We start from the raw sequence: 22,901 nt of genomic DNA on the forward strand, positions 1-22,901 counted from the left end.
TTGATAATAAAAAATGATATAATAAGTAAGTCTTTAAGATGTAGATTTTAAGACAAAAAATATATTGGGGAAAAATTGAATATGGAAAATAAAGTACGCTATAAACTGCACAAAGTGAAGAAGCAGTGGGTTACTTTGGCTGTCGCTTCAGTAGCTTTGGCTACCATTGTTGGTGGTAGTGTTGCCACATCTTCACTCGCTTCGGCAGAAGAAACAAATAACTCTAATGGATCACCTTCAACAACTACGGTCGGGGAAAATACAAATCCTGTGGTTGAAAAAGAGGTAGGCACAACAACTGAGGTTGCAAATACTTCAAATGCCACAACAACAGAGCGAGCAGAAGTTACTGCTGACAAACCAGCTGGAACGACAGTTCAACCAAATTCAGGAACAACTAGTGATAGAGCTGCAGCAGTAGAGGTTGAAGCCAAACCTGAAACGACTGCTAAGCCAGAAGTTGCTACTAAACCAGAAACAGCTACAACATCAGAAGTCGCTGCAAATGCTGGAGTAGCTGCTCCAACGACTGAGAAGTCTAAAGAGCTTTCTGAAGCCGAAATTAAGGCTGCAGTCTCACTCGATAATATTAAAAAAGAAAAAGATGGTAAATATTACTATCTTTTAGAAGATGGATCACACAAGAAAAACTTTGCCATTACTGTAAATGGTCAGGTCCTTTATTTTGATGAAAATGGTGCCCTTTCAAGCACATCAACGTATTCATTTACACAAGAAACAACAAATCTAGTCACTGATTTTACAAAAAATAATGCTGCCTACGATTCAACTAAAGCAAGCTTTGAACTTGTTGATGGTTATTTGACAGCAGACAGTTGGTACCGTCCAAAAGAAATCCTTGAAGCTGGTACAACTTGGAAAGCGTCAACTGAAAAAGATTTTCGTCCACTTTTGATGTCTTGGTGGCCTGATAAGGATACTCAAGTAGCTTACTTGAATTACATGACTAAGGCTCTTAGCAACGGTGAAGAAACAAAAGATGTCTTTACGATTGAAAATTCTCAAGCTAGCTTGAATGCCGCAGCTCAAATCCTCCAACGTAAGATTGAAGTTAAGATTGCTGCTAATAAGTCAACAGACTGGTTGCGTCAGTCAATCGAGGCTTTTGTTAAAGACCAAGATAAATGGAACATTAATTCTGAATCGCCAGGTAAGGAACACTTCCAAAAAGGTGCGCTTCTTTTTGTGAACAGCGATTCAACTAAATGGGCTAACTCTGATTATCGTAAGCTTAATCAAACGGCGACAAGTTATATTAAAAATCATAAGATTGTTAATGGTAGCGATGGTGGTTATGAATTCTTGCTCTCAAATGACATTGACAACTCTAATCCAGTCGTTCAAGCAGAAATGCTTAACCAATTGTATTACTTTATGAACTGGGGACAAATCGTCTTTGGTGATAAGGACAAGGATGCTCACTTTGATGGTATACGTGTTGATGCTGTGGATAATGTTAGCGTTGACATGCTTCAATTAGTGTCTTCATACATGAAGGCTGCATACAAGGTTAATGAGTCGGAAGCTCGTGCCCTTGCGAATATCTCTATTCTTGAAGCATGGTCACACAATGACCCATATTATGTGAATGAGCACAACACAGCAGCTCTTTCTATGGATAATGGTCTCCGTTTGTCAATTGTTCACGGATTAACTCGTCCAGTAACTAATAAAGGTACAGGTGCACGTAATGCATCAATGAAGGACCTTATTAACGGAGGTTATTTCGGTCTCTCAAACCGTGCAGAAGTCACTTCATATGATCAACTTGGTTTTGCAACCTACCTCTTTGTTCGTGCACATGACTCAGAAGTTCAAACGGTTATCGCAGACATTATCAGTAAAAAAATTGATCCTACAACAGATGGTTTCACTTTCACATTAGATCAATTGAAACAAGCTTTCGATATTTATAATGCTGATATGTTGAAAGTTGATAAGGAATATACGCATTCAAATATTCCTGCTGCCTATGCTTTGATGCTTCAAACAATGGGTGCGGCAACACGTGTTTATTATGGAGATTTGTATACTGATAATGGTCAATACATGGCTAAGAAATCACCATACTTTGATCAAATCACAACTCTTCTTAAAGCGCGTCCTAAGTATGTAGCTGGTGGTCAAACATCTTATATCCACAACCTTGCTGGTGATGGGGTATCATCTGCTAAAGACAATAAAGAAGTTCTTGTCTCTGTCCGTTATGGTCAAGATTTGATGTCTAAGACAGATACAGAAGGTGGAAAATACGGTCGCAATTCAGGTATGTTGACCCTTATTGCTAATAACCCGGATTTGAAATTAGCAGATGGTGAAACTATTACTGTAAATATGGGTGCAGCCCACAAGAATCAAGCTTATCGTCCACTCTTGCTTGGTACGGAAAAAGGTATTGTGTCATCATTGAATGATTCAGATACTAAGATTGTTAAATACACAGATGCACAAGGAAATCTTGTCTTCACAGCTGATGAAATCAAAGGCTTTAAGACTGTTGATATGAGTGGTTACCTTTCAGTTTGGGTACCAGTAGGTGCGACTGACGATCAAAACGTTCTTGCTAAACCATCAACAAAAGCCTATAAAGAAGGGGATAAGGTTTATAGCTCTTCTGCAGCACTTGAAGCACAAGTGATTTACGAAGGCTTCTCAAACTTCCAAGACTTTGTCAAAGAGGATAGTCAATACACTAACAAATTGATTGCAGCTAACGCAGACCTCTTCAAGTCATGGGGTATTACGTCATTTGAGATTGCACCTCAATATGTCTCATCTAAGGATGGCACTTTCCTTGATTCTATTATTGAAAATGGTTATGCCTTCACAGACCGTTACGACTTTGCCATGAGCAAAAACAATAAATACGGTTCAAAAGAAGACCTTCGTGATGCCCTCAAGGCTCTTCACAAACAAGGTATTCAGGTCATTGCTGACTGGGTTCCAGACCAATTGTACACCCTTCCAGGTAAAGAAGTAGTGACTGCTACGCGTACTGATACACATGGTAAGGTCCTTGATGATACTAGCTTGGTTAATAAACTTTATGTGACAAATACCAAGTCATCAGGTAATGATTTCCAAGCCCAGTACGGTGGTGCCTTCCTCGACAAACTTCAAAAACTTTATCCAGAAATCTTCAAAGAAGTTATGGAAGCGTCTGGTAAGACAATTGATCCATCTGTGAAGATTAAACAGTGGGAAGCTAAATACTTTAACGGTACAAACATCCAAAAACGTGGTTCTGACTATGTTCTCAGCGATGGTAAATTGTACTTCACCGTTAACGATAAAGGTACCTTCCTCCCAGCAGCCTTGACTGGTGATACAAAAGCTAAGACTGGTTTTGCCTATGATGGTACAGGTGTAACTTATTACACAACATCAGGTACTCAAGCTAAGAGTCAGTTTGTAACTTATAACGGTAAGCAATACTACTTTAACGATAAGGGTTACCTTGTAACTGGTGAACAAACTATCGATGGTTCTAACTATTTCTTCTTGCCAAATGGTGTCATGTTTACTGATGGTGTTATTAAAAATGCTAAAGGTCAATCATTGGTTTATGGTAAGTCAGGTAAATTGACGACTCAAACTGGTTGGAAAGAAGTTACTGTTAAAGATGATAGTGGTAAGGAAGAGAAATTCTATCAATACTTCTTCAAGGGTGGCATCATGGCTATTGGTTTGACTGAAGTAGAAGGTAAGGAAAAATACTTCTATGATAATGGTTACCAAGCTAAAGGTGTCTTCGTTCCTACAAAAGACGGCCATTTAATGTTCTTCTGTGGTGATTCAGGCGAACGTAAGTACTCAGGCTTCTTTGAACAAGATGGTAATTGGTACTACGCCAATGATAAAGGCTATGTTGCTACTGGGTTTACTAAGGTAGGTAAACAAAACCTTTACTTCAATGAAAAAGGTGTTCAAGTTAAGAATCGCTTCTTCCAAGTTGGTGATGCTACATACTATGCAAATAACGAAGGTGACGTTCTTCGTGGTGCGCAAACCATCAATGGAGACGAACTCTACTTTGATGAATCAGGTAAACAAGTTAAAGGTGAGTTCGTGAACAATCCTGATGGTACGACTTCATACTACGATGCAATCACAGGTGTGAAACTTGTTGATACATCACTAGTAGTTGATGGTCAAACCTTTAATGTCGATGCTAAGGGTGTTGTGACTAAGGCACATACACCAGGCTTCTATACTACTGGGGACAACAACTGGTTCTATGCAGACTCATATGGACGTAATGTCACAGGTGCTCAGGTCATCAATGGTCAACACCTCTACTTTGATGCTAATGGTCGCCAAGTTAAGGGTGGCTTCGTAACGAACACTGACGGTAGTCGTTCATTCTACCACTGGAATACCGGTGATAAATTGGTATCAACCTTCTTCGCTACCGGTCATGATAGATGGTATTATGCTGATGATAGGGGTAATGTCGTTACAGGAGCTCAAGTTATCAACGGTCAAAAACTCTTCTTTGATACTGATGGTAAGCAGGTTAAAGGCGCTTTCGCAACAAATGCGAATGGTAGTCGCTCATACTACCATTGGAATACTGGTAATAAGTTAGTATCAACCTTCTTCACTAGTGGAGATAACAACTGGTATTATGCAGATGCCAAGGGTGAAGTTGTTGTTGGCGAACAGACGATCAACGGTCAACACCTTTACTTTGACCAAACTGGTAAGCAAGTGAAGGGGGCAACTGCTACGAATCCTGATGGCTCAATCTCTTACTATGATGTTCATACAGGGGAAAAGGCTATTAATCGTTGGGTTAAAATTCCTTCAGGGCAATGGGTATACTTCAACGCTCAAGGAAAAGGCTACGTGTCAAATTAAGAGTAATGAATGAAAGAAGTCAATCACTTTTGTGGTTGCTTTTTTCGTAAAAAATTGTCTAACTTTTATACATTCAGGTCATTTGTCTGGGTAAAAAAGTGGTATAATAACTCTTGCTAAATCTTTATTTTGGAGTACACATGGCTAAGTCAAAAAATACTATTGAAAGTCGGATAGATTACTCGATTCTCCTGCCAGTTCTCATATTGCTACTGGTTGGTTTGGTTTCGATATTTATAGCGACAAATTTTGATTACCCAAAGAATCTTGTGCAAGTCATGTCTCAGCAAGTACTATGGATTTTTCTAGGTTCAGTACTTGCTTTTGTTGTCATGTTATTTAATACAGAGTTTCTTTGGAAGGTAACCCCCTGGCTCTATATTTTCGGTCTGGTGCTTATGGTTCTACCTCTCGTTTTCTATTCTCCTGCTTTGGTAGCCTCGACGGGAGCCAAAAACTGGGTAAGCATTGGATCAGTCACCCTTTTTCAACCATCTGAATTTATGAAGATATCCTACATCCTTTTTCTATCGAGAATAGGTGTTTGGGCTAAGCAAGGTAAGGAAGTGACCAACCTACAGGATGACTGGTTACTGCTCTTCCAATATGTTGCAGTCACACTCCCTGTTTTAGGTTTACTGGTTCTTCAAGGAGATATGGGGACTGCCTTAGTCTTTCTGGCTATTTTAGCCGGTATTGTAGTGGTTTCGGGGATATCCTGGCGTATTATCTTGCCGGTAGTTCTAGCTTTTGCAACAGGGTTAGCCTTGTTTGTAATGATATTTACCACAGATTGGGGTAAGGAAGCTATGCTCAAGATGGGGGTACAAACCTACCAGATTAACCGTATCTCAGCTTGGTTGGATCCCTTCACTTATGCAGACGGTATCGCCTTTCAACAGACACAAGGGATGATTTCGATTGGTACTGGAGGAATCTATGGTAAAGGCTTTAATCATCTGGAGTTGAACGTACCAGTTCGTGAGAGTGACATGATTTTCACAGTCATTGCGGAAGATTTTGGTTTGGTAGGTGGTGGATTGGTTCTTTTAACCTATCTCTTCCTCATTTACCGCATGTTGCGAGTGACGTTCAAATCTAACAACCGTTTTTATACCTTTATTTCGACAGGCTTTATCATGATGATTGTCTTCCATATTTTTGAAAATATTGGGGCAGCAGTGGGAATTCTTCCTTTGACAGGTATTCCTTTGCCCTTTATTTCTCAAGGGGGGTCATCACTCATCTCTAACTTGATTGGTGTTGGTTTGGTGCTTTCAATGGCTTATCAGACTAACCTCAACGAGGAAAATAAAATTCTCCTGGCTATGTCTCGTCGTATGCGTACGTCTGGAACTAGTCAAGTGAAACCTGTTTCTAAGAGCAAGTCTAAGAAAAACAAGCCTTCGAAGAGTGTTACCAAGGCCTCTCAAGAATTGGTCAAGGCTAAAGATAAGGTTGATAAGGCCACTGAGAAAATGCGTCAAACCATTTCTCAAAATACGCCGAGCATTCATCAAGGCAAGCGTCGTAAGGGTTCGAAAAAGAAACCGACACGTAAACATTAAGAAGAGCAAGTTGGTTAATCCAACTTGTTTTTCTTTGAAAAAAATTAAGGCCTGTGACCTTTTCTTTGCCCCTGCCTGTGGTATAATAGAAGTTGACTATTTTGAAAAGGGGTTTGCTATGATAGAGACAGCCAAACAGCAAGAACGTGCTATTTTAGTAGGTGTTGAATTGCAAGAAACAGAGCATTTTGACATGTCAATGGAGGAACTTGCCAGTCTTGCCAAAACTGCAGGAGCAGAGGTTGTAGCTAGCTATACCCAAAAACGTGAACGCTATGATAGTAAGTCTTTCGTAGGTTCAGGAAAATTAGAAGAAATCAAGGCTATGGTGGATGCGGATGAGATTAGCACTGTCATCGTCAATAACCGTTTAACGCCTCGTCAAAATACCAATCTTGAAGCAGCATTTGGCGTAAAAGTTATTGATCGTATGCAATTAATTTTGGATATCTTTGCCATGAGGGCTAGAAGCCATGAAGGGAAACTTCAGGTTCACCTAGCTCAACTCAAATACATGTTGCCCCGTTTAGCTGGTCAAGGGATTATGCTCAGCCGTCAAGCAGGGGGCATTGGTAGCCGTGGACCTGGTGAAAGTCAGTTGGAACTCAATCGTCGTTCGATTCGTAACCAGATTGCTGATATTGAACGCCAGTTAAAAATTGTTGAGAAGAACCGAGAAACCATTCGCGAAAAGCGTGTTGATTCAAGTACCTTTAAAATTGGTTTGATTGGTTATACCAATGCTGGGAAATCAACGATCATGAACCTTATGACGGATGATAAGCAATATGAGGCTAATGAACTTTTCGCGACCTTGGATGCAACGACTAAGAAAATTTACTTAAAGGATCAGTTTCAAGTGACCTTGACAGATACGGTTGGTTTTATCCAGGACTTGCCAACAGAATTGGTTGCGGCCTTTAAGTCAACTCTTGAAGAAAGTCGTAATGTGGACCTTCTTTTGCATGTCATTGATGCGAGTGATCCTAATCACGAAGAACATGAGAAGGTGGTCTTAGACATTCTAAAAGACTTAGACATGACTGATATCCCTCGCCTAGCAATTTACAATAAGATGGATGTAGCTGATAATCTAGTAGCCACAGTCTTTCCTAATGTTCGCCTCTCTGCACGTGACAAGGGAAGTCGTGAGGCACTCAGAAGACTCTTGATTGATGAAATTCAACAGATTTTTGAACCTTTTAGTATTAAGGTCCATCAGGATCAAGCTTATAAACTTTATCAATTGAGTCAATTAGCTTTGTTAGATAGCTACACATTTGAGACAGAAGTGGAAAAAATTACAGGTTATATTTCACCGAAAAATAAATGGAAATTGGAAGAATTTTATGACTGATTATATGGATTTAGCTTTAAAATATGGTGGTTTTACAAGTTTAGATAAGGTCTATTTGAAAAATACCTTGTCAGACCTTTCGGACAGTCAAAAATTGGCCTTCATTACGCCGCCACCAAGCGTGATTAATGCTTATTTTGCAGAGATTTACCAAAAACAATCTCCTGAAGCAGCGACGGATTACTACTTGGACCTTTCAAAAGAGTTGAACCTCTTTAATTCTGCACCATCTTTTGATGAGTACAAGCCTTTCATTCGTCTCAATCTGTCAGGAAAATCTTATGGTTTTTGCTTTGAAAATGCTGATGAGGTGGCCTTAGTCTTTGCCGAGCATTTAGAGGTTCCAACGGCCAGTATTTTGTTTGAGCTTGCTCAAGTTTTTCCGCAGTATAAGGTTTATCTTGAAGGCACTCAAATTAAGATGACCAAGGTTGATTTTGACGAAGAAGTATTGGAAGAGTTAACCCCTGAGACACAGTTACTTAGTCGTGTAACTAAGTTAAAGGGGAATGTCATTAAGTTGGCTAGCTTCAATCAAGATGAATTAGTGGAACTTTTGTCTCAATATAAAGGGCAAACTGTTTATTACGGCTTTGCTCAGCGTGAATGCCTGGCTTATATTGTCCAGAAATAAGAAGAACGATAGATAGAAAGTATAGGAAGTCATGGAATTACAATTTTTAGGGACGGGTGCCGGGCAGCCCTCCAAGGCCCGTAACGTGTCGAGTCTGGTTCTGAAGTTACTCGATGAAATCAATGAGGTATGGATGTTTGACTGTGGAGAAGGTACCCAACGTCAGATTTTAGAAACAACAATCAAACCTCGTAAAGTTAAAAAAATCTTTATCACACATATGCATGGAGACCATATCTTTGGCCTACCTGGTTTCTTGGCTAGCCGTTCTTTCCAATCGAGTGAAGAACAAACAGATTTAGAGGTTTATGGTCCAGTCGGCATTAAACAATATGTTATGACTAGTCTTCGTACCTCTGGAACACGCCTCCCTTACCATGTGCATTTTAAGGAAATTGATGAGCATAAGCTTGGCTTGATTATGGAAAATGACAAGTTCGCTGTTTATGCAGATAAGTTGGATCATACCATTTTTTGTATTGGTTACCGTGTGGTTCAAAAGGATCTTGAAGGAACCTTGGATGCTGAGGCCCTTAAAGCAGCAGGTGTACCATTTGGTCCGCTTTTTGGTCAAATTAAGAATGGGCAAGACGTGGTTCTTGAAGATGGAACAAAAATCATTGCCAAGGACTTTATTTCCGCACCTAAGAAAGGTAAGGTTATCACTATCTTAGGTGACACTCGTAAGACGAATGCCAGTGTTCGTCTTGGCTTGGGAGCAGATGTCTTGGTGCACGAGTCTACTTATGGTAAGGGCGACGAAAAAATTGCCAAGAGCCATGGTCACTCAACCAACATGCAAGCAGCACAGGTTGCTAAGGATGCGTCAGCTAAACGCCTTCTTCTAAATCATGTATCAGCTCGTTTCTTGGGGCGTGATATCGGTAAGATGGCAGCAGATGCTAAAACAATTTTCGAAAACACCCACATCGTTCGTGACCTAGAAGAGGTAGAGATTTAATGGCTAAACAACGTATTATCGCTATTACTGGTGCCTCAGGAGGGCTTGCACAAGAAATTGTCAAGCAGCTCTCACTCAGTGATGGCATTATCCTCTTAGGACGAGATAAGGATAAACTTGAGAAATGTTATCGTCATGTGGAAAATAAAACCTGTCTTGCCATTGACCTTAGAGACGACAATGCCATTAAAGAAATGGTCGATTATCTCTATCAACGATTTGGACGTATTGATGTCTTTATCAATAATGCTGGTTTCGGTGAATTCAAGTCTTATGATCATTACACTAGCCAAGAGGTCCGTGATATGTTTGATATCAATACCTTTGCGACGATGACCTTTTCACGTCTAATGGCTGAGAAAATGGTCGAGCAAGGCCATGGCCATATCATCAATATCGCCAGTATGGCGGGAAAAATTGCGACAGCCAACTCAAGTGTCTATGCAGCGACAAAGTTTGCGGTAATTGGCTTCTCAGATGCCCTTCGTCTAGAGCTGGCTGATAAGGGAGTCTATGTGACAACAGTCAATCCTGGTCCAATTGAGACAGGCTTCTTTGATCAAGCTGATCCATCTGGAGACTATCTTGAGAGTGTTAAGAAGTTTGTCCTCAGTCCTAAATACGTGGCTAAAAAGATTGTCCGTATTCTTGGCAAAAACAAACGTGAAGTTAACTTGCCACGACTCTTAGCGGTTGCGCACAAAGGATATACGCTATTTCCACGCATCTCGGACAAACTGGCTACCAATGTGTTTAACTACAAATAGGGGAATGGTAAATGGCAGTCAATATTCAAGTCTATTTAGAAACCATCCGAAAACCCTGAGGACAGGTATAATACGCCTTGCAGGACAATCGCTTCAAAGGCCAATAAGGCTGGCGAGAGTCTATGCTTCAAATGGAGTTGGCAGTCTGACAAGAGTCCCCTTATCGGTATATCGCCTTCTTCCAGCACTATAGATTAAAAAGGAGTTAAGATGTTAGAGTACAAACAAGAGATTCCAGCGATAACAGACCTACTCGCACTGTACAGTTCAGTCGGCTGGACCAATTATACCAACAACCCATCTATGCTAGAAGAAGCTGTCAAAGCTAGTCTCTGGCAGTTGGCAGTTTATGATGAGGAAGAGTTAGTAGCCTATATTCGCTTAGTAGGAGATGGCCACTCTGTCATTTTTGTACAGGACCTCTTGGTGCGACCAGATCACCAACGCCAAGGCATCGGAACGAAACTCTTAGAAGAGGCTTTAGGGACTTTCCCCAATGTCTATCAAAGGCTCCTTGCAACTGATTGTAGCGAGAAAAATCTAGCCTTTTACCAATCTCTGGGTTTTGTCGAACTTTCAGAACAAGCTTGTACAGGGATGATTTATAAATATTGATGTAGAGGATTTTCAGACAGGAAATCCTTTTCTTGTTTTCCCGAATGTTGCTTGAAAGTGATAGTAGAATTGAGTTAGATAAAAGGAAGAGGAGAAAGGAATATCTGAGAAAATACAAGTCAAATAAGGAGCAATACCTAGTTTTTTATTTTATCCAGAAAAGCAGGTCTTGATTGGAAATATAGCACAAGTCGAAGCACCTTTCGATGTTTTCCATTCTCTTTTTAGGAAACTTAGGCTTCTATCCACTATGATAAAATTATTCATGTTATAATAGATAGACTAGATGACAGGGAGAAAATATAAAAACATGATTACATCAACGTATGATTGGAAAATAAACACAAAAGAGCCAGATGCTGGCTTTTTTAAACTTGCCAAAGAACATGGGCTGGCAGAAACAGCAGCCAAGATTGCTTATGAACGTGGCGTGACGACAGAAGAGGCCCTTGAAGACTTTCTAAAGGCTGATCTATCATACCTTCATGACCCTTATCTTCTTCATGATATGGACAAGGCGGTTGCTAGAATTCGTCGGGCCATTGAAAATTATGAACAAATCTTAGTCTATGGGGACTATGATGCAGATGGGATGACATCAGCATCGATTGTCAAGGAAGCCCTTGAAATGATGGGTGCCGAGGCTCGAGTCTATTTGCCCAACCGTTTTACAGATGGTTATGGGCCAAACGAAAGTGTCTATAAGTATTTCATTGAGCAGGAAGGCATTTCACTTATTGTTACAGTGGATAATGGAGTAGCGGGTAATGAGGCTATTGCTTATGCGCAAGAGCAAGGTGTGGACGTTATCGTTACAGACCACCATAGTATGCCGGCACAGCTTCCAGATGCCTTTGCCATTGTCCATCCAGAGCATCCAGATGCCGATTATCCTTTTAAGTATTTGGCAGGATGTGGTGTAGCTTTCAAATTGGCAACGGCCCTCCTTGAAACTATTCCTACAGAGATGTTGGACTTGGTAGCCATTGGTACCATTGCTGATATGGTTAGCCTTACGGATGAAAATCGTATTATGGTCAAGGTCGGCCTGGAAATTCTCAAGACTACTGAGCGTATCGGGCTTCAAGAATTGCTCCGCATTTCAGATGTGGACCCTACAACGATTTCCGAAGAAACGGTAGGCTTCAAACTGGCTCCTCAACTCAATGCCTTGGGACGCTTAGATGATCCAAATCCAGCCATTGAACTACTGACCGGGTTTGACGATGAGGAAGCTCAAGCCATTGCTCTGGAAATCAATGCTAAAAATGAAGAACGTAAGGAAGTTGTTCAAAAAATCTTTGATGAAGCTATGACCATGGTAGACTTGGACAAACCAGTTCAGGTTTTAGCCAAGGAAGGTTGGCATCCTGGTGTTCTAGGTATTGTAGCGGGGCGCATCATGGAACAAATCAGCCAGACAGTAGTGGTTTTGAATATTGAAGATGGTCTGGCTAAGGGTTCAGCCCGTAGTTTGGAATCAATCAATATCTTCCATGCCCTTGATGACCACCGAGACATCTTTACTGCTTTTGGAGGACACGCTGGAGCCGCTGGGATGACCCTTCCGGAGGAAAATCTTGGTCAACTCTCAGATATTTTGTGTCATTATGTCTACGATAATGAGATTGATACAAGTGCCAAAAATACGCTTAATTTAGACGAGGAGCTCCAACTCAGCGAGCTTGGCTTGGATACTATTAAGAGTCTAGAAAAACTAGCACCTTTTGGTATGGATAATAAAAAGCCAGTCTTTTGGCTACATGATATTACCGTTACTCAAGCTAGGACAATGGGACAAAATGGAGCCCATCTTAAGTTTAAGGTGAAGCAAGGCAAGGATAGCTTTGACGTTGTCGCTTTTAATAAAGGTAATCTGCTCCAAGAATTTCAACAAGCTCAAGGTTTGGAATTGGCAGTGACCTTGTCTGTTAATGTTTGGAATGGTCAGACAACGCTACAGCTCATGCTAGAAGATGCGCGTGTGGATGGTGTTCAATTATTTGATTTCCGCTCAAAAAATATGGCACTGCCTGAAGGTCTACCAACGGTAGAAGAAGCAGCAGACACAGAGCCTGCGGTTGTCCTCAGTACCCTACCTGAATCAGCTACAGAATTAAAAGAGTGGTTTGAAGGTAAAGATTTCCAAGCTATCTATTTTAAAAATAGTATTAAGGAAGCCTATTATCTGACAGGTTATGGAACAAGAGAGCAATTTGCAAGGCTCTATAAAACCATTTACCAATTCCCAGAATTCGATGTTCGCTATAAATTGGATGAACTCAGTCATTACCTTAAAATCGACAAGATTCTTCTGATTAAGATGATTCAAATCTTTGATGAATTGGATTTTGTGACTATTGATAATGGTGTTATGACAGTCAATAAAGAAGCTGAAAAACGTGAGATTGAGGACAGTCAGATTTTCCAAAATCTGAAACGACTCGTTAAGTTCCAAGAACTTATGGCTCTGGGAACTCCACAGGAAATTTATGATTGGCTGTATAAGTAGGGGAGTCTTAATCCAAAGGATTCGTCTCGAAATGAGGGTTAGCATTTTCTAAATTTACTATTTCATGCTATAATGGTATGTAAATATTTTTTTGGCGAAAAGCCTATAGGAAGAACAAATGAAATTAGAAGATTATATTGCATCTATTGAAAACTACCCTAAAGAAGGGGTTACTTTCCGTGATATTAGTCCTTTGATGGCTGATGGAAATGCTTATAGCTATGCTATCCGTGAAATCGTTCAGTATGCGACTGATAAGAAGATTGACATGATTGTTGGTCCTGAAGCGCGTGGTTTCATCGTTGGTTGTCCAGTTGCTTTTGAACTTGGTATTGGTTTTGCTCCTGTTCGTAAACCTGGTAAATTGCCACGTGAAGTGATTTCAGCCGATTACGAAAAAGAGTATGGTGTGGATACGCTTTGTATGCATGCCGATGCAATCAAGCCAGGCCAACGTGTACTTATCGTTGATGACCTCTTGGCAACTGGTGGTACCGTTAAAGCTACAATTGAGATGATTGAGCGCCTAGGTGGTGTCGTTGCTGGTTGTGCCTTCTTGATTGAGCTTGATGGTCTTAATGGACGTGAAGCTATCGAAGGTTACGATACTAAAGTATTGATGAACTTCCCAGGATAAATCTATCTATGAATTAACAAAAGGCCTTAGGGCCTTTTTAACTCTTTTAAAACAAAGGTGGCCTCTAAATATAGTTTAAAGCTATAGCTAACTAGAGAAAATATATATTTGATAACAATACCTCCCCGGTTTATAATATGAAGATAGAATAAATAAGGATGGAGATATTGTTATGCCTATAAAACTTGATAATAAGTTACCAGCTCTTGATGTATTGCGTTCGGAAAATGTCTTCATCATGGATGAGAACAGAGCTAGTAGCCAGGATATTCGACCAATGGAGGTCTTAATCCTTAACCTTATGCCTACTAAAGAAGTTACGGAAACTCAATTACTACGTCTTTTGGCCAATACGCCACTTCAAATTAACGTCGAGTTTCTTTATATGACTAGTCATAAGTCAAAAAATACCCATGCCGAACATATGGAAACCTTTTATAAGACTTTTGATGAAATTAAGCATAAGTATTATGATGGTCTCATCGTAACTGGAGCTCCTGTTGAGCAAATGCCTTTTGAAGAGGTTGATTATTGGCAAGAATTGATACAAGTTTTTGACTGGTCTAAGAAGCATGTCTATTCAACCCTTCATCTGTGTTGGGGAGCTCAAGCAGGTCTCTATTATAAGCATGGAGTCGACAAGGTCCCATTGTCAGAGAAACTATCTGGTATCTATAAACAAACGGTTGACATGCCTGAAAACTTCCTTATGAATGGCTTTGATGATAGCTTTGTGTCACCACACTCACGCTATACTGAGGTTACGCTCGAGGATATTAAAGACAAGACGGATTTAGATATTGTTGTGTCAGGACCAGAGGTCGGTTTATCCATCTTAGCAAGTAAGAACCTTCGTGAAGTATATAGTTTCGGTCATTTTGAATACGACCGTGATACTCTGGCCAGAGAATACCGAAGAGATTTGGATGCAGGGATTAATCCAGACGTACCGGCAAACTATTTCCCAGAGGATGATCCAAGTCAGGAGCCTAAACTTCGTTGGAATCTTGCGGCATCTGCCTTCTTTAGCAATTGGATTAACTATGCGGTATATCAAGAAACACCTTATCGTTTAGAAGAGTTGGAAGACGATTTTTCATTCTACGGTTATTTGTAGTAGACAATCTCAAAAGACTTATGTGAGCGCATAAAGACTTTTTGGGGTGTCTAGCTATTCTGAAAGGTAAATATGAGTTTTTTTGAACAGTATCGATCAGGCAATCTGGTCCTTCCTAATGCTTTATTTTTCCACTTTAAGGATATTTTTCCATCTGCGGATGACTTTCTAGTTTGGCAGTTTCTCTATCTACAAACGACAACTCAGATTGGAGAAGTGGCTTCGAGCCAGATAGCGCAAGCAACTGGAAAAACACCAACTGAGGTTAATAAAAGTATTACGACATTGACTGAGGCTGGACTCCTTGATTTCACGACTATTAAGGTTAATAATGAAATTGAGATGGTTGTAGATGCTTCACCTGCCTTGGCAGTTTTGGATAAGTTAGTGAGCAATGAAAAGACAACGACGGGGCCTGTAGTAGGTCAGCCTACAAATACACAACTCATCAAGCAGTTAACAGATGAGTTAGAACAAGCTTTGGGAATCTTGAATCCTATGGTTATCGAAGATTTAAACAAGGAAATCCAAGAAGAACATACTGATCCCGAACTTATCCGTGAGGCTTTGAAAGAAGCAGTATTTAACCGCAAGACAAATTGGAATTACATCAAAGGGGTTCTGCGTAACTGGAAATTGAGTGGTATTACGACGAAAATTCAAGTTGAAGAGCGTCGTTTGGAGCATCAAGGTAAGAAGCACCATCACCAAGTTTCGGATGACTTCAAAACAGGTATGGATGCAGCCCGTCAATTATGGGGTGGCCAATAATGTTAGGAAGAAAACGTGTTAATGAGGCTCTAGCTCTCATGGGGGAGATGTTTCCCAATGCTCATGGAGAGTTGGAGTGGGAAACTCCTTTCCAACTATTAGTTGCTGTTATTTTATCGGCACAGACAACTGATAAGGCTGTTAACAAGATTACACCGGGCTTGTGGGCGCGTTATCCAGAAATTGAGGATTTGGCTTCGGCTAATCTTGATGATGTTGAAATGTGTTTGCGAACAATCGGTCTTTATAAGAATAAGGCAAAGAATATCATCAAGACTGCTAGAGCTGTTTTAATGAATTTTGATGGACAGGTTCCGAAAACGCATAAGGAATTGGAAAGTCTACCTGGTGTGGGACGAAAAACGGCTAATGTAGTATTGGCTGAGGTCTATGGCATCCCTTCTATTGCTGTAGATACGCATGTCTCACGTGTATCAAAAAGGCTAAATATCGTGCCAGAGGATGCTAGTGTAGAGGAAATCGAAGCGGAACTGATGAAGAAAATCCCAAAGAGGGATTGGATTATCAGTCATCACCGTATGATTTTCTTTGGGCGTTATCATTGTTTGGCTAAGAATCCTAAATGCCAGACATGTCCTCTTCAAAGTTATTGTAAGTATTATAAAGAAACAACCAAGAAATAAGCTGGAGAATGTGACTTTCTTCGGCTTTTTACAGCTGTAAGAATTTGTTACAAACTAGTAACTTGACAAAAGTCTCAGGCTTTAAGAAAATAGAAGAAACGATTTAGAAGCAGGAGCGATATAGTGAATGGCTGAATTCAGTAATGAAGAGTATCTGAGAGCCTTAGCTGATAATGGTGATAGAGAAGCAGCCAAAGAATATGAGCAAGCTTTGGATAATCGTATTTTTCAGTTGCAGATTTCATTGGCTCAAACGAGTGATCCGCAGGGTCGTAGGGAAGTGCAAAAACTCTTGGAACAAGAGGAAAAGAAAAAAAGGGACTACTTTCAAGAAAAAGAGGAAAAAGCTGTGAGCGAATTTAGACGTCGTAAAAATGAAACTACAAAGGGAAGGAAAGTTTCGAGTTTTGATAAACTCAAAGATCCTAAAATCATTAGATGGGTAATTGGAGTTGTTGCAGTACTTGCAGTGGTTATTCCTGTGGTTACCTTGATGTGGTATAGTAATAACCAAAAAGAGAGTGTAACAAATCCATGGAAAAATGGTCAGTTAGCTAAAAGTAAGGAACAAGCAGCAGCATCATCAGATAATCAATCTTCTCAAGTTGATACCTCATCCTTGTCTGACCAGCAGTTGGAAGACTGGGTGGTTTCTACCTATGCTAAAGAACAAGGGTCAACAGGAGAAAATTATAAGAATCTAGGTTGGAATGTTTATTCATGGACGGATGATGATGATAACCTAGTTTATGCTCAACTTTATGATGCCTATGGTAATGATGTTCTTCTTTTCCGTGTAGATAAGAAGGGACAACTCGAAGCCTATGGTGGTATTGACGGTTCAAGCGATTCTTGGGACGTCGTTTCAAAAACATATACAACCGATTAATGAAACCATATAAAACACCTGACAATGGTGGTTGAGACTGTCTTTTGACAGTCTTTTTTGGTATAATTTAAGGTAATCGTGTATACAATTAAAAAGCTGATTGAGAAGATTTGGGGATGATGGTTCTACAGAACTTTTTTAGTGTCTTCAGGTTTTCAAGGCTAGCTTAAATAAAGGAGAGTTGTCGTGTCTGACTATTTATCGGTCACATCCTTAACCAAATATTTAAAAATGAAATTTGACCGTGATCCTTATCTTGAGAGGGTATATTTGACGGGGCAGGTTTCCAATTTTCGTCGACGTCCGAGTCACCAATATTTTTCGCTTAAGGATGAAGGAGCTGTTATTCAGGCGACGATTTGGGCTGGAGTTTTCAAAAAACTTGGTTTTGAACTCGAAGAAGGGATGAAAATCAATGTCGTCGGTCGGGTTCAGATTTATGAACCTAGTGGTTCTTATTCCATTATTATCGAGAAGGCAGAGCCAGATGGTATTGGTGCTTTGGCCATCCAGTTTGAACAGCTTCGTAAAAAATTGACTGCAGAAGGCTACTTTGATGATCGTCATAAGCAAGCTCTGCCTAATTTTGTCAAAAAAATAGGGGTTGTCACTAGTCCTAGCGGTGCGGTTATTCGAGATATTATTACGACCGTTAGTCGTCGTTTTCCTGGGGTAGAAATCTTACTTTTCCCTACCAAGGTTCAAGGTGAAGGAGCTGCACAGGAAATTGCTGAAAATATTCAAAAAGCCAATCAAAGGGATGATCTAGATTTACTTATCGTTGGCCGTGGTGGAGGTTCTATTGAAGATCTCTGGGCTTTTAACGAGGAAATTGTAGTTCAGTCGATTTTTGAGAGTAGTCTCCCTGTGATTTCAAGCGTTGGTCACGAAACAGATACAACTTTGGCTGACTTTGTTGCAGATCGTAGGGCTGCTACGCCTACAGCAGCGGCAGAACTTGCTACTCCGGTATCAAAGGCTGATACCTTGGTTTGGATTCGTGAAAGACAAAATAGAGCCTATCAAGCCTGTTTGAGACGTATACAATATAACCAGGAACGCTTGGCCAAATTGTCACAATCTGTTGTCTTTAGGCAACCTGAGCGCCTTTACGATGGTTATCTACAAAAGTTGGATCGACTAACAACAAGGCTTGAAACCTTCATGAGTCAAGATTTCGCACGCAAACAAAAAGAAGCAGAGCTTTTGAGACAACGATTACAAGGCTTAAATCTTCTGACTAGTGTTCAGAACTACCAAGACCGTCGAGAGTCTTTGCAACGTTTATTGGTGACTACAACCAAGAATACTATTAATGGTAAGCGTGTGAGATTAGAAAAGGCACAGGATGCCTTATTGTCTCTAGATACTAGTCGTATTGTTGCAAGGGGCTATGCCATTGTCAAGAAAGATGATAAACCTTTAACAAGTACCAAGAATATTACCGAAGGTGATCAATTAACCGTCCAAATGAAAGATGGAGAACTAGAAGTAGAGGTGAAAAATGTCAACTAAAAAAACATTTGAGGAAAATTTACAGGACTTAGAAGCCATCGTCACTAAGCTCGAAACAGGTGATGTTGCTCTTGAGGATGCTATTGCTGAGTTCCAAAAAGGTATGGCCTTGTCTAAAAATTTGCAGAAGACCTTGGAAGATGCTGAAAAAACACTAGTTAAGGTCATGCAAGCAGATGGTACAGAAACGGAAATGGATGCCTAATGAGCAAGCTAAATAAAATTGATGCGGCTATCCGTGATTACTACCAAAAAAAGAATCTTCCTGTATCAAGTGATTTAATCACTGCCATCCTTTATTCAGTTGATAGTGGAGGCAAGCGTATTCGTCCACTGATTTTCTTAGATTTACTTGAAGGATTTGGTTTAGAGCTTACTCCTAGTCATTTCGATGTCGCAGCAAGTCTTGAAATGATTCATACTGGAAGTCTGATTCACGACGATCTGCCGGCCATGGATGATGATGATTACCGTCGAGGACGTTTAACCAACCATAAGAAATTCGATGAAGCAACGGCAATCTTGGCTGGAGATTCTCTCTTTTTGGATCCATTTGACCTCCTAGCACAAACAGAGTTATCCGCAGAAATTCGAGTTCAATTGATTCAAGCATTGTCTCATTCTTCAGGAACCTTCGGTATGGTAGGTGGACAAATGTTGGATATGAAGGGTGAAGGTCAGGAACTTGATTTATCGCAACTGGCTAAGATTCATGAGCATAAGACAGGTAAGCTTTTAACCTTTCCTTTTGTAGCGGCTGGTATTGTTGCTCAAAAAGATCAACAGGTCTTGGAAAATCTTCAAGAAGCTGGTCGCTTGATTGGTCTTGCCTTTCAAGTACGTGATGATATTTTGGATGTGACTGCTGATTTCGAAGAGCTTGGGAAGACGCCTGGGAAAGATGTAGTAGCTGGAAAATCAACATATCCGGCTCTGCTTGGTCTTGAAAAATCACATGCTATCCTAGAGGAATCACTTGATAAAGCTGAGGCTATTTTCCGAAATCTATCTGAGACTCAAGGTTTCAAGAAAGACAGTATTATAGAAATCATAGAAAGGTTACGACTCCATGCCTAAGGAAAGAGTAGACGTCTTGGCTTATAAACAAGGCCTTTTTGAAACACGAGAACAAGCTAAACGTGGCGTTATGGCTGGTTTAGTTGTTAATGTTATCAATGGTGAACGTTACGATAAACCCGGTGAAAAAATCGACGACGGTACAGAGTTGAAGCTTAAAGGAGAAAAACTCAAGTATGTGAGCCGTGGAGGACTCAAACTTGAAAAAGCTTTGGAAGTATTCAATCTGTCGGTTGAAGGCATGACGACCATCGATATTGGAGCTTCAACAGGTGGATTTACCGATGTTATGCTTCAAAATGGGGCCAAACTGGTTTATGCTGTGGATGTCGGTACCAATCAGTTGGTTTGGAAATTGCGTCAAGATGAGCGTGTTCGTTCCATGGAGCAATATAATTTCCGTTATGCTGAACCTATTGATTTTACAGAAGGACTACCGTCTTTTGCATCAATCGATGTCAGTTTCATCTCGCTAAATTTGATTCTGCCGGCCTTGGCTAAGATATTGGTTGATGGAGGGCAAGTTGTTGCTCTTGTGAAACCGCAATTTGAGGCGGGCCGTGAACAAATTGGGAAAAACGGGATTGTTCGTGAGAGCAGTGTCCATGAAAAAGTGTTAGAAACAGTGACAGCCTTTGCGCTTGACTATGGCTTTTCAGTTAAGAGACTGGACTTTTCACCTATCCAAGGTGGTCATGGTAACATTGAGTTTCTCGCACATTTGGAGAAGACAAATTCTCCTCAAAATGATGCTCAAACCTCTATTAAGGAAGTTGTAGCACAAGCACATAAGGAGTTTAAAAAGAATGAAGAAGAATGATCGTTTGGAGTTAATCCGAAAGATTGTCCAAGAAAATAAAATTACGACTCAGGGAGAATTGGTAAAATTACTCCAAAATGAGGGATTGAAGGCTACTCAGGCGACAGTATCGCGTGATATCAATGAAATTGGTATTACCAAGGTACCAACGGAAGACGGTTCATACATCTATGGACTCTCAACTGCTCCTAGACGAGTAGGTGGAACTTCTGTTGTGACTCGTCGCTTGTTGCGTGTTGATCGTCAACATGCCTTTATGAATATCGTTGTTCAACCTGGGACAAGCCGTCTCATCAAGAAGATTCTTTTGGATGAGTACAAGCATTTGATTTTTAGTGTCATTGCTGACGATGATACCCTCTTTTTAGTGGCTCAGTCAGAGTTAGCAGCCATCGAACTACAGGGGCAAATCATTAAGTGGGTTGAAGAATAGGAGGGCCTATGCTTCTCGAAATTACGATAAAGAATTTCGCAATTATTGAAGAGATTTCTCTAAACTTTGAGAATGGTATGACCGTCCTTACTGGTGAAACAGGTGCTGGTAAGTCCATTATTATAGATGCCATGAATCTTATGTTGGGCGCACGTGCTTCTAGCGAAGTCGTCCGTCATTCAGCATCTAAGGCTGAGATTCAGGGCTTCTTTTCAATCGAACAAAATCCTGCCTTGGTTAGTATCTTGGAAGATAATGGGATTCCTGTCGAGGATGAATTGATTATCCGTCGTGAAATCTTCCAAAATGGTAGAAGTGTTAGTCGCATCAATGGACAGATGGTCAATTTAACGACACTTAAAGCCGTTGGGCACTTCTTGGTAGATATCCATGGACAACATGACCAGGAAGAGCTTATGAAACCTGCTCTGCATATTACCATGCTTGATGCCTTTGGTGACAAGGAATTTTTCCAAACTAAGAAAGAATACCAAGAGTATTTTGACCGCTATCGTGAGTTAAGAAAAGCCGTTCTTGAAAAGCAGAAAAATGAGCAGGAGCATAAGGCTCGAATTGAAATGCTAGCTTTTCAGATTGCAGAAATTGAAGCAGTCTCTCTAAAATCAGGAGAAGATTTGGCATTGATGAAGGAGCGAGACAAGCTTCTTAACCATAAGCAGATTGCTGATACCTTAACAAATGCCTATGTCATGCTGGATAATGAAGATTTTTCAAGTCTTTCAAATGTTCGTTCTGCCATGAATGACCTCCAGTCTCTTGAAGAGTATGACTCAGATTACAAAGAACTCTCTGGAAATCTATCAGAAGCCTATTATGTTTTGGAAGATGTCACTAAGCAACTCGGTGACCTTTTGGATAATTTGGACTTTGATGCTGGGCGTTTGCAAGAGATTGAACACCGCTTAGATACGATTAATGCAATTACTCGTAAATATGGTGGGACTGTCGATGACGTCTTAGATTATCTGGAAAATTCAAGTAAAGAATATAATCTTTTAACTGGCAATTCCAGTTCGTCAGATGCGATGGAACAAGAGCTTAAGCAACTTGAAAAAGATCTGCTTGCGTCTGCAGAGACCTTACAAACGGCACGCCATCAAATTGCTACAGCCCTTGAAGCTGAGATTAAGAACGAGTTATGCGACCTTTACATGGATAAGGCTGATTTTAAAGTTACCTTTACTAAAGGGAAATTTAACCGTGATGGTAATGAGCAGGTTGAGTTTTACATCTCAACCAATCCAGGTGAAGGCTTTAAACCGCTTGTTAAGGTTGCTTCAGGAGGAGAATTATCTCGACTCATGTTAGCGATTAAGTCAGCCTTTGCCCGCAAAGAAGACAAAACAAGTATCGTCTTCGATGAGGTTGATACTGGCGTTTCAGGTCGTGTTGCCCAAGCCATCGCTCAGAAAATTCATAAGATTGGGAGTCATGGTCAGGTTTTGGCCATCAGTCACCTTCCGCAAGTTATTGCAATTGCTGATTATCAGTTCTTTATCTCTAAGGAAAGTGATAATGAGACAACTGTCTCTCGTGTGCGTCTCTTGACACCTGAGGAAAGGGTGCAAGAAATCGCTAAGATGTTAGCAGGTGATAATGTGACGGAGGCTGCCTTGAGCCAAGCAAGAGCCTTGTTAAAGGTAGATGACTCTCTTTAGAAAAAGACTTGGGAAAAGTTTTCC

At 40.5% G+C, this 22,901-nt stretch carries 18 protein-coding genes and 1 pseudogene; all 19 read left to right on the forward strand.

Annotated features, from left to right (window positions below; all coding sequences use genetic code 11):
• The first annotated feature begins 81 nt into the window (after positions 1–81).
• The 19 genes and pseudogenes from HMPREF2697_RS00455 to recN all read left to right on the forward strand — a co-directional run bounded on the left by HMPREF2697_RS00455 (position 82) and on the right by recN (position 22,877).
• Entirely contained in the window at positions 82–4,881 is a 4,800-nt protein-coding gene (locus HMPREF2697_RS00455; protein ID WP_070849167.1) for a glycoside hydrolase family 70 protein, read from the forward strand.
• Positions 4,882–5,021: 140 nt separating this feature from the next.
• A pseudogene (locus HMPREF2697_RS00460) lies at positions 5,022–6,191 on the forward strand (FtsW/RodA/SpoVE family cell cycle protein); the annotation flags it as partial.
• A 376-nt stretch (positions 6,192–6,567) separates the two neighbouring features.
• Complete coding sequence (gene hflX, locus HMPREF2697_RS00465) at positions 6,568–7,806, forward strand: GTPase HflX (RefSeq protein ID WP_070849213.1); 1,239 nt, start codon at positions 6,568–6,570, stop codon at positions 7,804–7,806.
• Positions 7,799–8,440, forward strand: coding sequence for a cystathionine beta-lyase (locus HMPREF2697_RS00470; RefSeq protein WP_045001806.1), 642 nt, complete (start codon positions 7,799–7,801; stop codon positions 8,438–8,440). Before hflX ends, HMPREF2697_RS00470 begins: the two co-directional genes overlap by 8 nt.
• 31 nt (positions 8,441–8,471) lie before the next feature.
• The gene (gene rnz, locus HMPREF2697_RS00475; RefSeq protein WP_045772092.1) at positions 8,472–9,401 is read left to right on the forward strand and encodes a ribonuclease Z; all 930 of its coding nucleotides are present in this window, start codon (positions 8,472–8,474) and stop codon (positions 9,399–9,401) included.
• Positions 9,401–10,168, forward strand: coding sequence for an SDR family NAD(P)-dependent oxidoreductase (locus tag HMPREF2697_RS00480; RefSeq protein WP_045772091.1), 768 nt, complete (start codon positions 9,401–9,403; stop codon positions 10,166–10,168). The genes rnz and HMPREF2697_RS00480 overlap by 1 nt, the downstream gene beginning before the upstream one ends.
• A gap of 210 nt (positions 10,169–10,378) precedes the next feature.
• On the forward strand, positions 10,379–10,783 hold the full coding sequence (locus HMPREF2697_RS00485; RefSeq protein WP_070849170.1) for a GNAT family N-acetyltransferase: 405 nt from the start codon (positions 10,379–10,381) through the stop codon (positions 10,781–10,783).
• A gap of 310 nt (positions 10,784–11,093) precedes the next feature.
• On the forward strand, positions 11,094–13,295 hold the full coding sequence (gene recJ, locus HMPREF2697_RS00490) for a single-stranded-DNA-specific exonuclease RecJ (protein WP_070849173.1): 2,202 nt from the start codon (positions 11,094–11,096) through the stop codon (positions 13,293–13,295).
• Between the two features lie 118 nt (positions 13,296–13,413).
• Positions 13,414–13,932, forward strand: coding sequence for an adenine phosphoribosyltransferase (locus HMPREF2697_RS00495; protein WP_004182660.1), 519 nt, complete (start codon positions 13,414–13,416; stop codon positions 13,930–13,932).
• Between the two features lie 172 nt (positions 13,933–14,104).
• Positions 14,105–15,049 carry a homoserine O-acetyltransferase MetA gene (metA, locus tag HMPREF2697_RS00500; protein ID WP_070849174.1) on the forward strand — a complete coding sequence of 315 codons (945 nt, stop codon included), beginning with the start codon at positions 14,105–14,107 and terminating at the stop codon, positions 15,047–15,049.
• 72 nt (positions 15,050–15,121) lie between these two features.
• On the forward strand, positions 15,122–15,820 hold the full coding sequence (locus tag HMPREF2697_RS00505) for a DnaD domain-containing protein (protein ID WP_004182658.1): 699 nt from the start codon (positions 15,122–15,124) through the stop codon (positions 15,818–15,820).
• On the forward strand, positions 15,820–16,464 hold the full coding sequence (gene nth / locus HMPREF2697_RS00510; protein ID WP_002884001.1) for an endonuclease III: 645 nt from the start codon (positions 15,820–15,822) through the stop codon (positions 16,462–16,464). Before HMPREF2697_RS00505 ends, nth begins: the two co-directional genes overlap by 1 nt.
• 127 nt (positions 16,465–16,591) lie before the next feature.
• Complete coding sequence (locus tag HMPREF2697_RS00515) at positions 16,592–17,353, forward strand: hypothetical protein (RefSeq protein WP_070847670.1); 762 nt, start codon at positions 16,592–16,594, stop codon at positions 17,351–17,353.
• 186 nt (positions 17,354–17,539) lie between these two features.
• A complete protein-coding gene (gene xseA, locus HMPREF2697_RS00520) occupies positions 17,540–18,868 on the forward strand; it encodes an exodeoxyribonuclease VII large subunit (protein ID WP_070849177.1) in 1,329 nt (442 codons plus the stop codon).
• Positions 18,858–19,073, forward strand: coding sequence for an exodeoxyribonuclease VII small subunit (locus tag HMPREF2697_RS00525; RefSeq protein WP_002888853.1), 216 nt, complete (start codon positions 18,858–18,860; stop codon positions 19,071–19,073). The genes xseA and HMPREF2697_RS00525 overlap by 11 nt, the downstream gene beginning before the upstream one ends.
• The gene (locus HMPREF2697_RS00530; protein WP_045768845.1) at positions 19,073–19,945 is read left to right on the forward strand and encodes a polyprenyl synthetase family protein; all 873 of its coding nucleotides are present in this window, start codon (positions 19,073–19,075) and stop codon (positions 19,943–19,945) included. Before HMPREF2697_RS00525 ends, HMPREF2697_RS00530 begins: the two co-directional genes overlap by 1 nt.
• Positions 19,938–20,765, forward strand: coding sequence for a TlyA family RNA methyltransferase (locus HMPREF2697_RS00535; RefSeq protein ID WP_004182653.1), 828 nt, complete (start codon positions 19,938–19,940; stop codon positions 20,763–20,765). The genes HMPREF2697_RS00530 and HMPREF2697_RS00535 overlap by 8 nt, the downstream gene beginning before the upstream one ends.
• Positions 20,752–21,198 (forward strand): arginine repressor, encoded by a 447-nt coding sequence (locus HMPREF2697_RS00540; RefSeq protein WP_004182652.1) that lies wholly within the window; start codon positions 20,752–20,754, stop codon positions 21,196–21,198. The genes HMPREF2697_RS00535 and HMPREF2697_RS00540 overlap by 14 nt, the downstream gene beginning before the upstream one ends.
• Before the next feature lie 8 nt (positions 21,199–21,206).
• Positions 21,207–22,877 carry a DNA repair protein RecN gene (recN, locus tag HMPREF2697_RS00545; RefSeq protein WP_004182651.1) on the forward strand — a complete coding sequence of 557 codons (1,671 nt, stop codon included), beginning with the start codon at positions 21,207–21,209 and terminating at the stop codon, positions 22,875–22,877.
• The last annotated feature ends 24 nt before the right edge of the window (positions 22,878–22,901 follow it).

The organism is Streptococcus sp. HMSC064D12 (genome assembly GCF_001837205.1).
Classification (GTDB): domain Bacteria; phylum Bacillota; class Bacilli; order Lactobacillales; family Streptococcaceae; genus Streptococcus; species Streptococcus salivarius_D.

Excerpts from the sequence above, each read along its gene's own strand:
- metA (WP_070849174.1), top strand. The coding sequence starts at position 14,105 with ATGCCTATAAAACTTGATAATAAGTTACCAGCTCTTGATGTATTGCGT.
- HMPREF2697_RS00495 (WP_004182660.1), top strand. The coding sequence starts at position 13,414 with ATGAAATTAGAAGATTATATTGCATCTATTGAAAACTACCCTAAAGAA.
- nth (WP_002884001.1), top strand. The coding sequence starts at position 15,820 with ATGTTAGGAAGAAAACGTGTTAATGAGGCTCTAGCTCTCATGGGGGAG.
- rnz (WP_045772092.1), top strand. The coding sequence starts at position 8,472 with ATGGAATTACAATTTTTAGGGACGGGTGCCGGGCAGCCCTCCAAGGCC.
- HMPREF2697_RS00515 (WP_070847670.1), top strand. The coding sequence starts at position 16,592 with ATGGCTGAATTCAGTAATGAAGAGTATCTGAGAGCCTTAGCTGATAAT.
- HMPREF2697_RS00530 (WP_045768845.1), top strand. The coding sequence starts at position 19,073 with ATGAGCAAGCTAAATAAAATTGATGCGGCTATCCGTGATTACTACCAA.
- hflX (WP_070849213.1), top strand. The coding sequence starts at position 6,568 with ATGATAGAGACAGCCAAACAGCAAGAACGTGCTATTTTAGTAGGTGTT.
- HMPREF2697_RS00525 (WP_002888853.1), top strand. The coding sequence starts at position 18,858 with ATGTCAACTAAAAAAACATTTGAGGAAAATTTACAGGACTTAGAAGCC.
- HMPREF2697_RS00485 (WP_070849170.1), top strand. The coding sequence starts at position 10,379 with ATGTTAGAGTACAAACAAGAGATTCCAGCGATAACAGACCTACTCGCA.
- recN (WP_004182651.1), top strand. The coding sequence starts at position 21,207 with ATGCTTCTCGAAATTACGATAAAGAATTTCGCAATTATTGAAGAGATT.
- HMPREF2697_RS00455 (WP_070849167.1), top strand. The coding sequence starts at position 82 with ATGGAAAATAAAGTACGCTATAAACTGCACAAAGTGAAGAAGCAGTGG.
- HMPREF2697_RS00480 (WP_045772091.1), top strand. The coding sequence starts at position 9,401 with ATGGCTAAACAACGTATTATCGCTATTACTGGTGCCTCAGGAGGGCTT.
- HMPREF2697_RS00505 (WP_004182658.1), top strand. The coding sequence starts at position 15,122 with ATGAGTTTTTTTGAACAGTATCGATCAGGCAATCTGGTCCTTCCTAAT.
- HMPREF2697_RS00540 (WP_004182652.1), top strand. The coding sequence starts at position 20,752 with ATGAAGAAGAATGATCGTTTGGAGTTAATCCGAAAGATTGTCCAAGAA.
- HMPREF2697_RS00470 (WP_045001806.1), top strand. The coding sequence starts at position 7,799 with ATGACTGATTATATGGATTTAGCTTTAAAATATGGTGGTTTTACAAGT.
- recJ (WP_070849173.1), top strand. The coding sequence starts at position 11,094 with ATGATTACATCAACGTATGATTGGAAAATAAACACAAAAGAGCCAGAT.
- HMPREF2697_RS00535 (WP_004182653.1), top strand. The coding sequence starts at position 19,938 with ATGCCTAAGGAAAGAGTAGACGTCTTGGCTTATAAACAAGGCCTTTTT.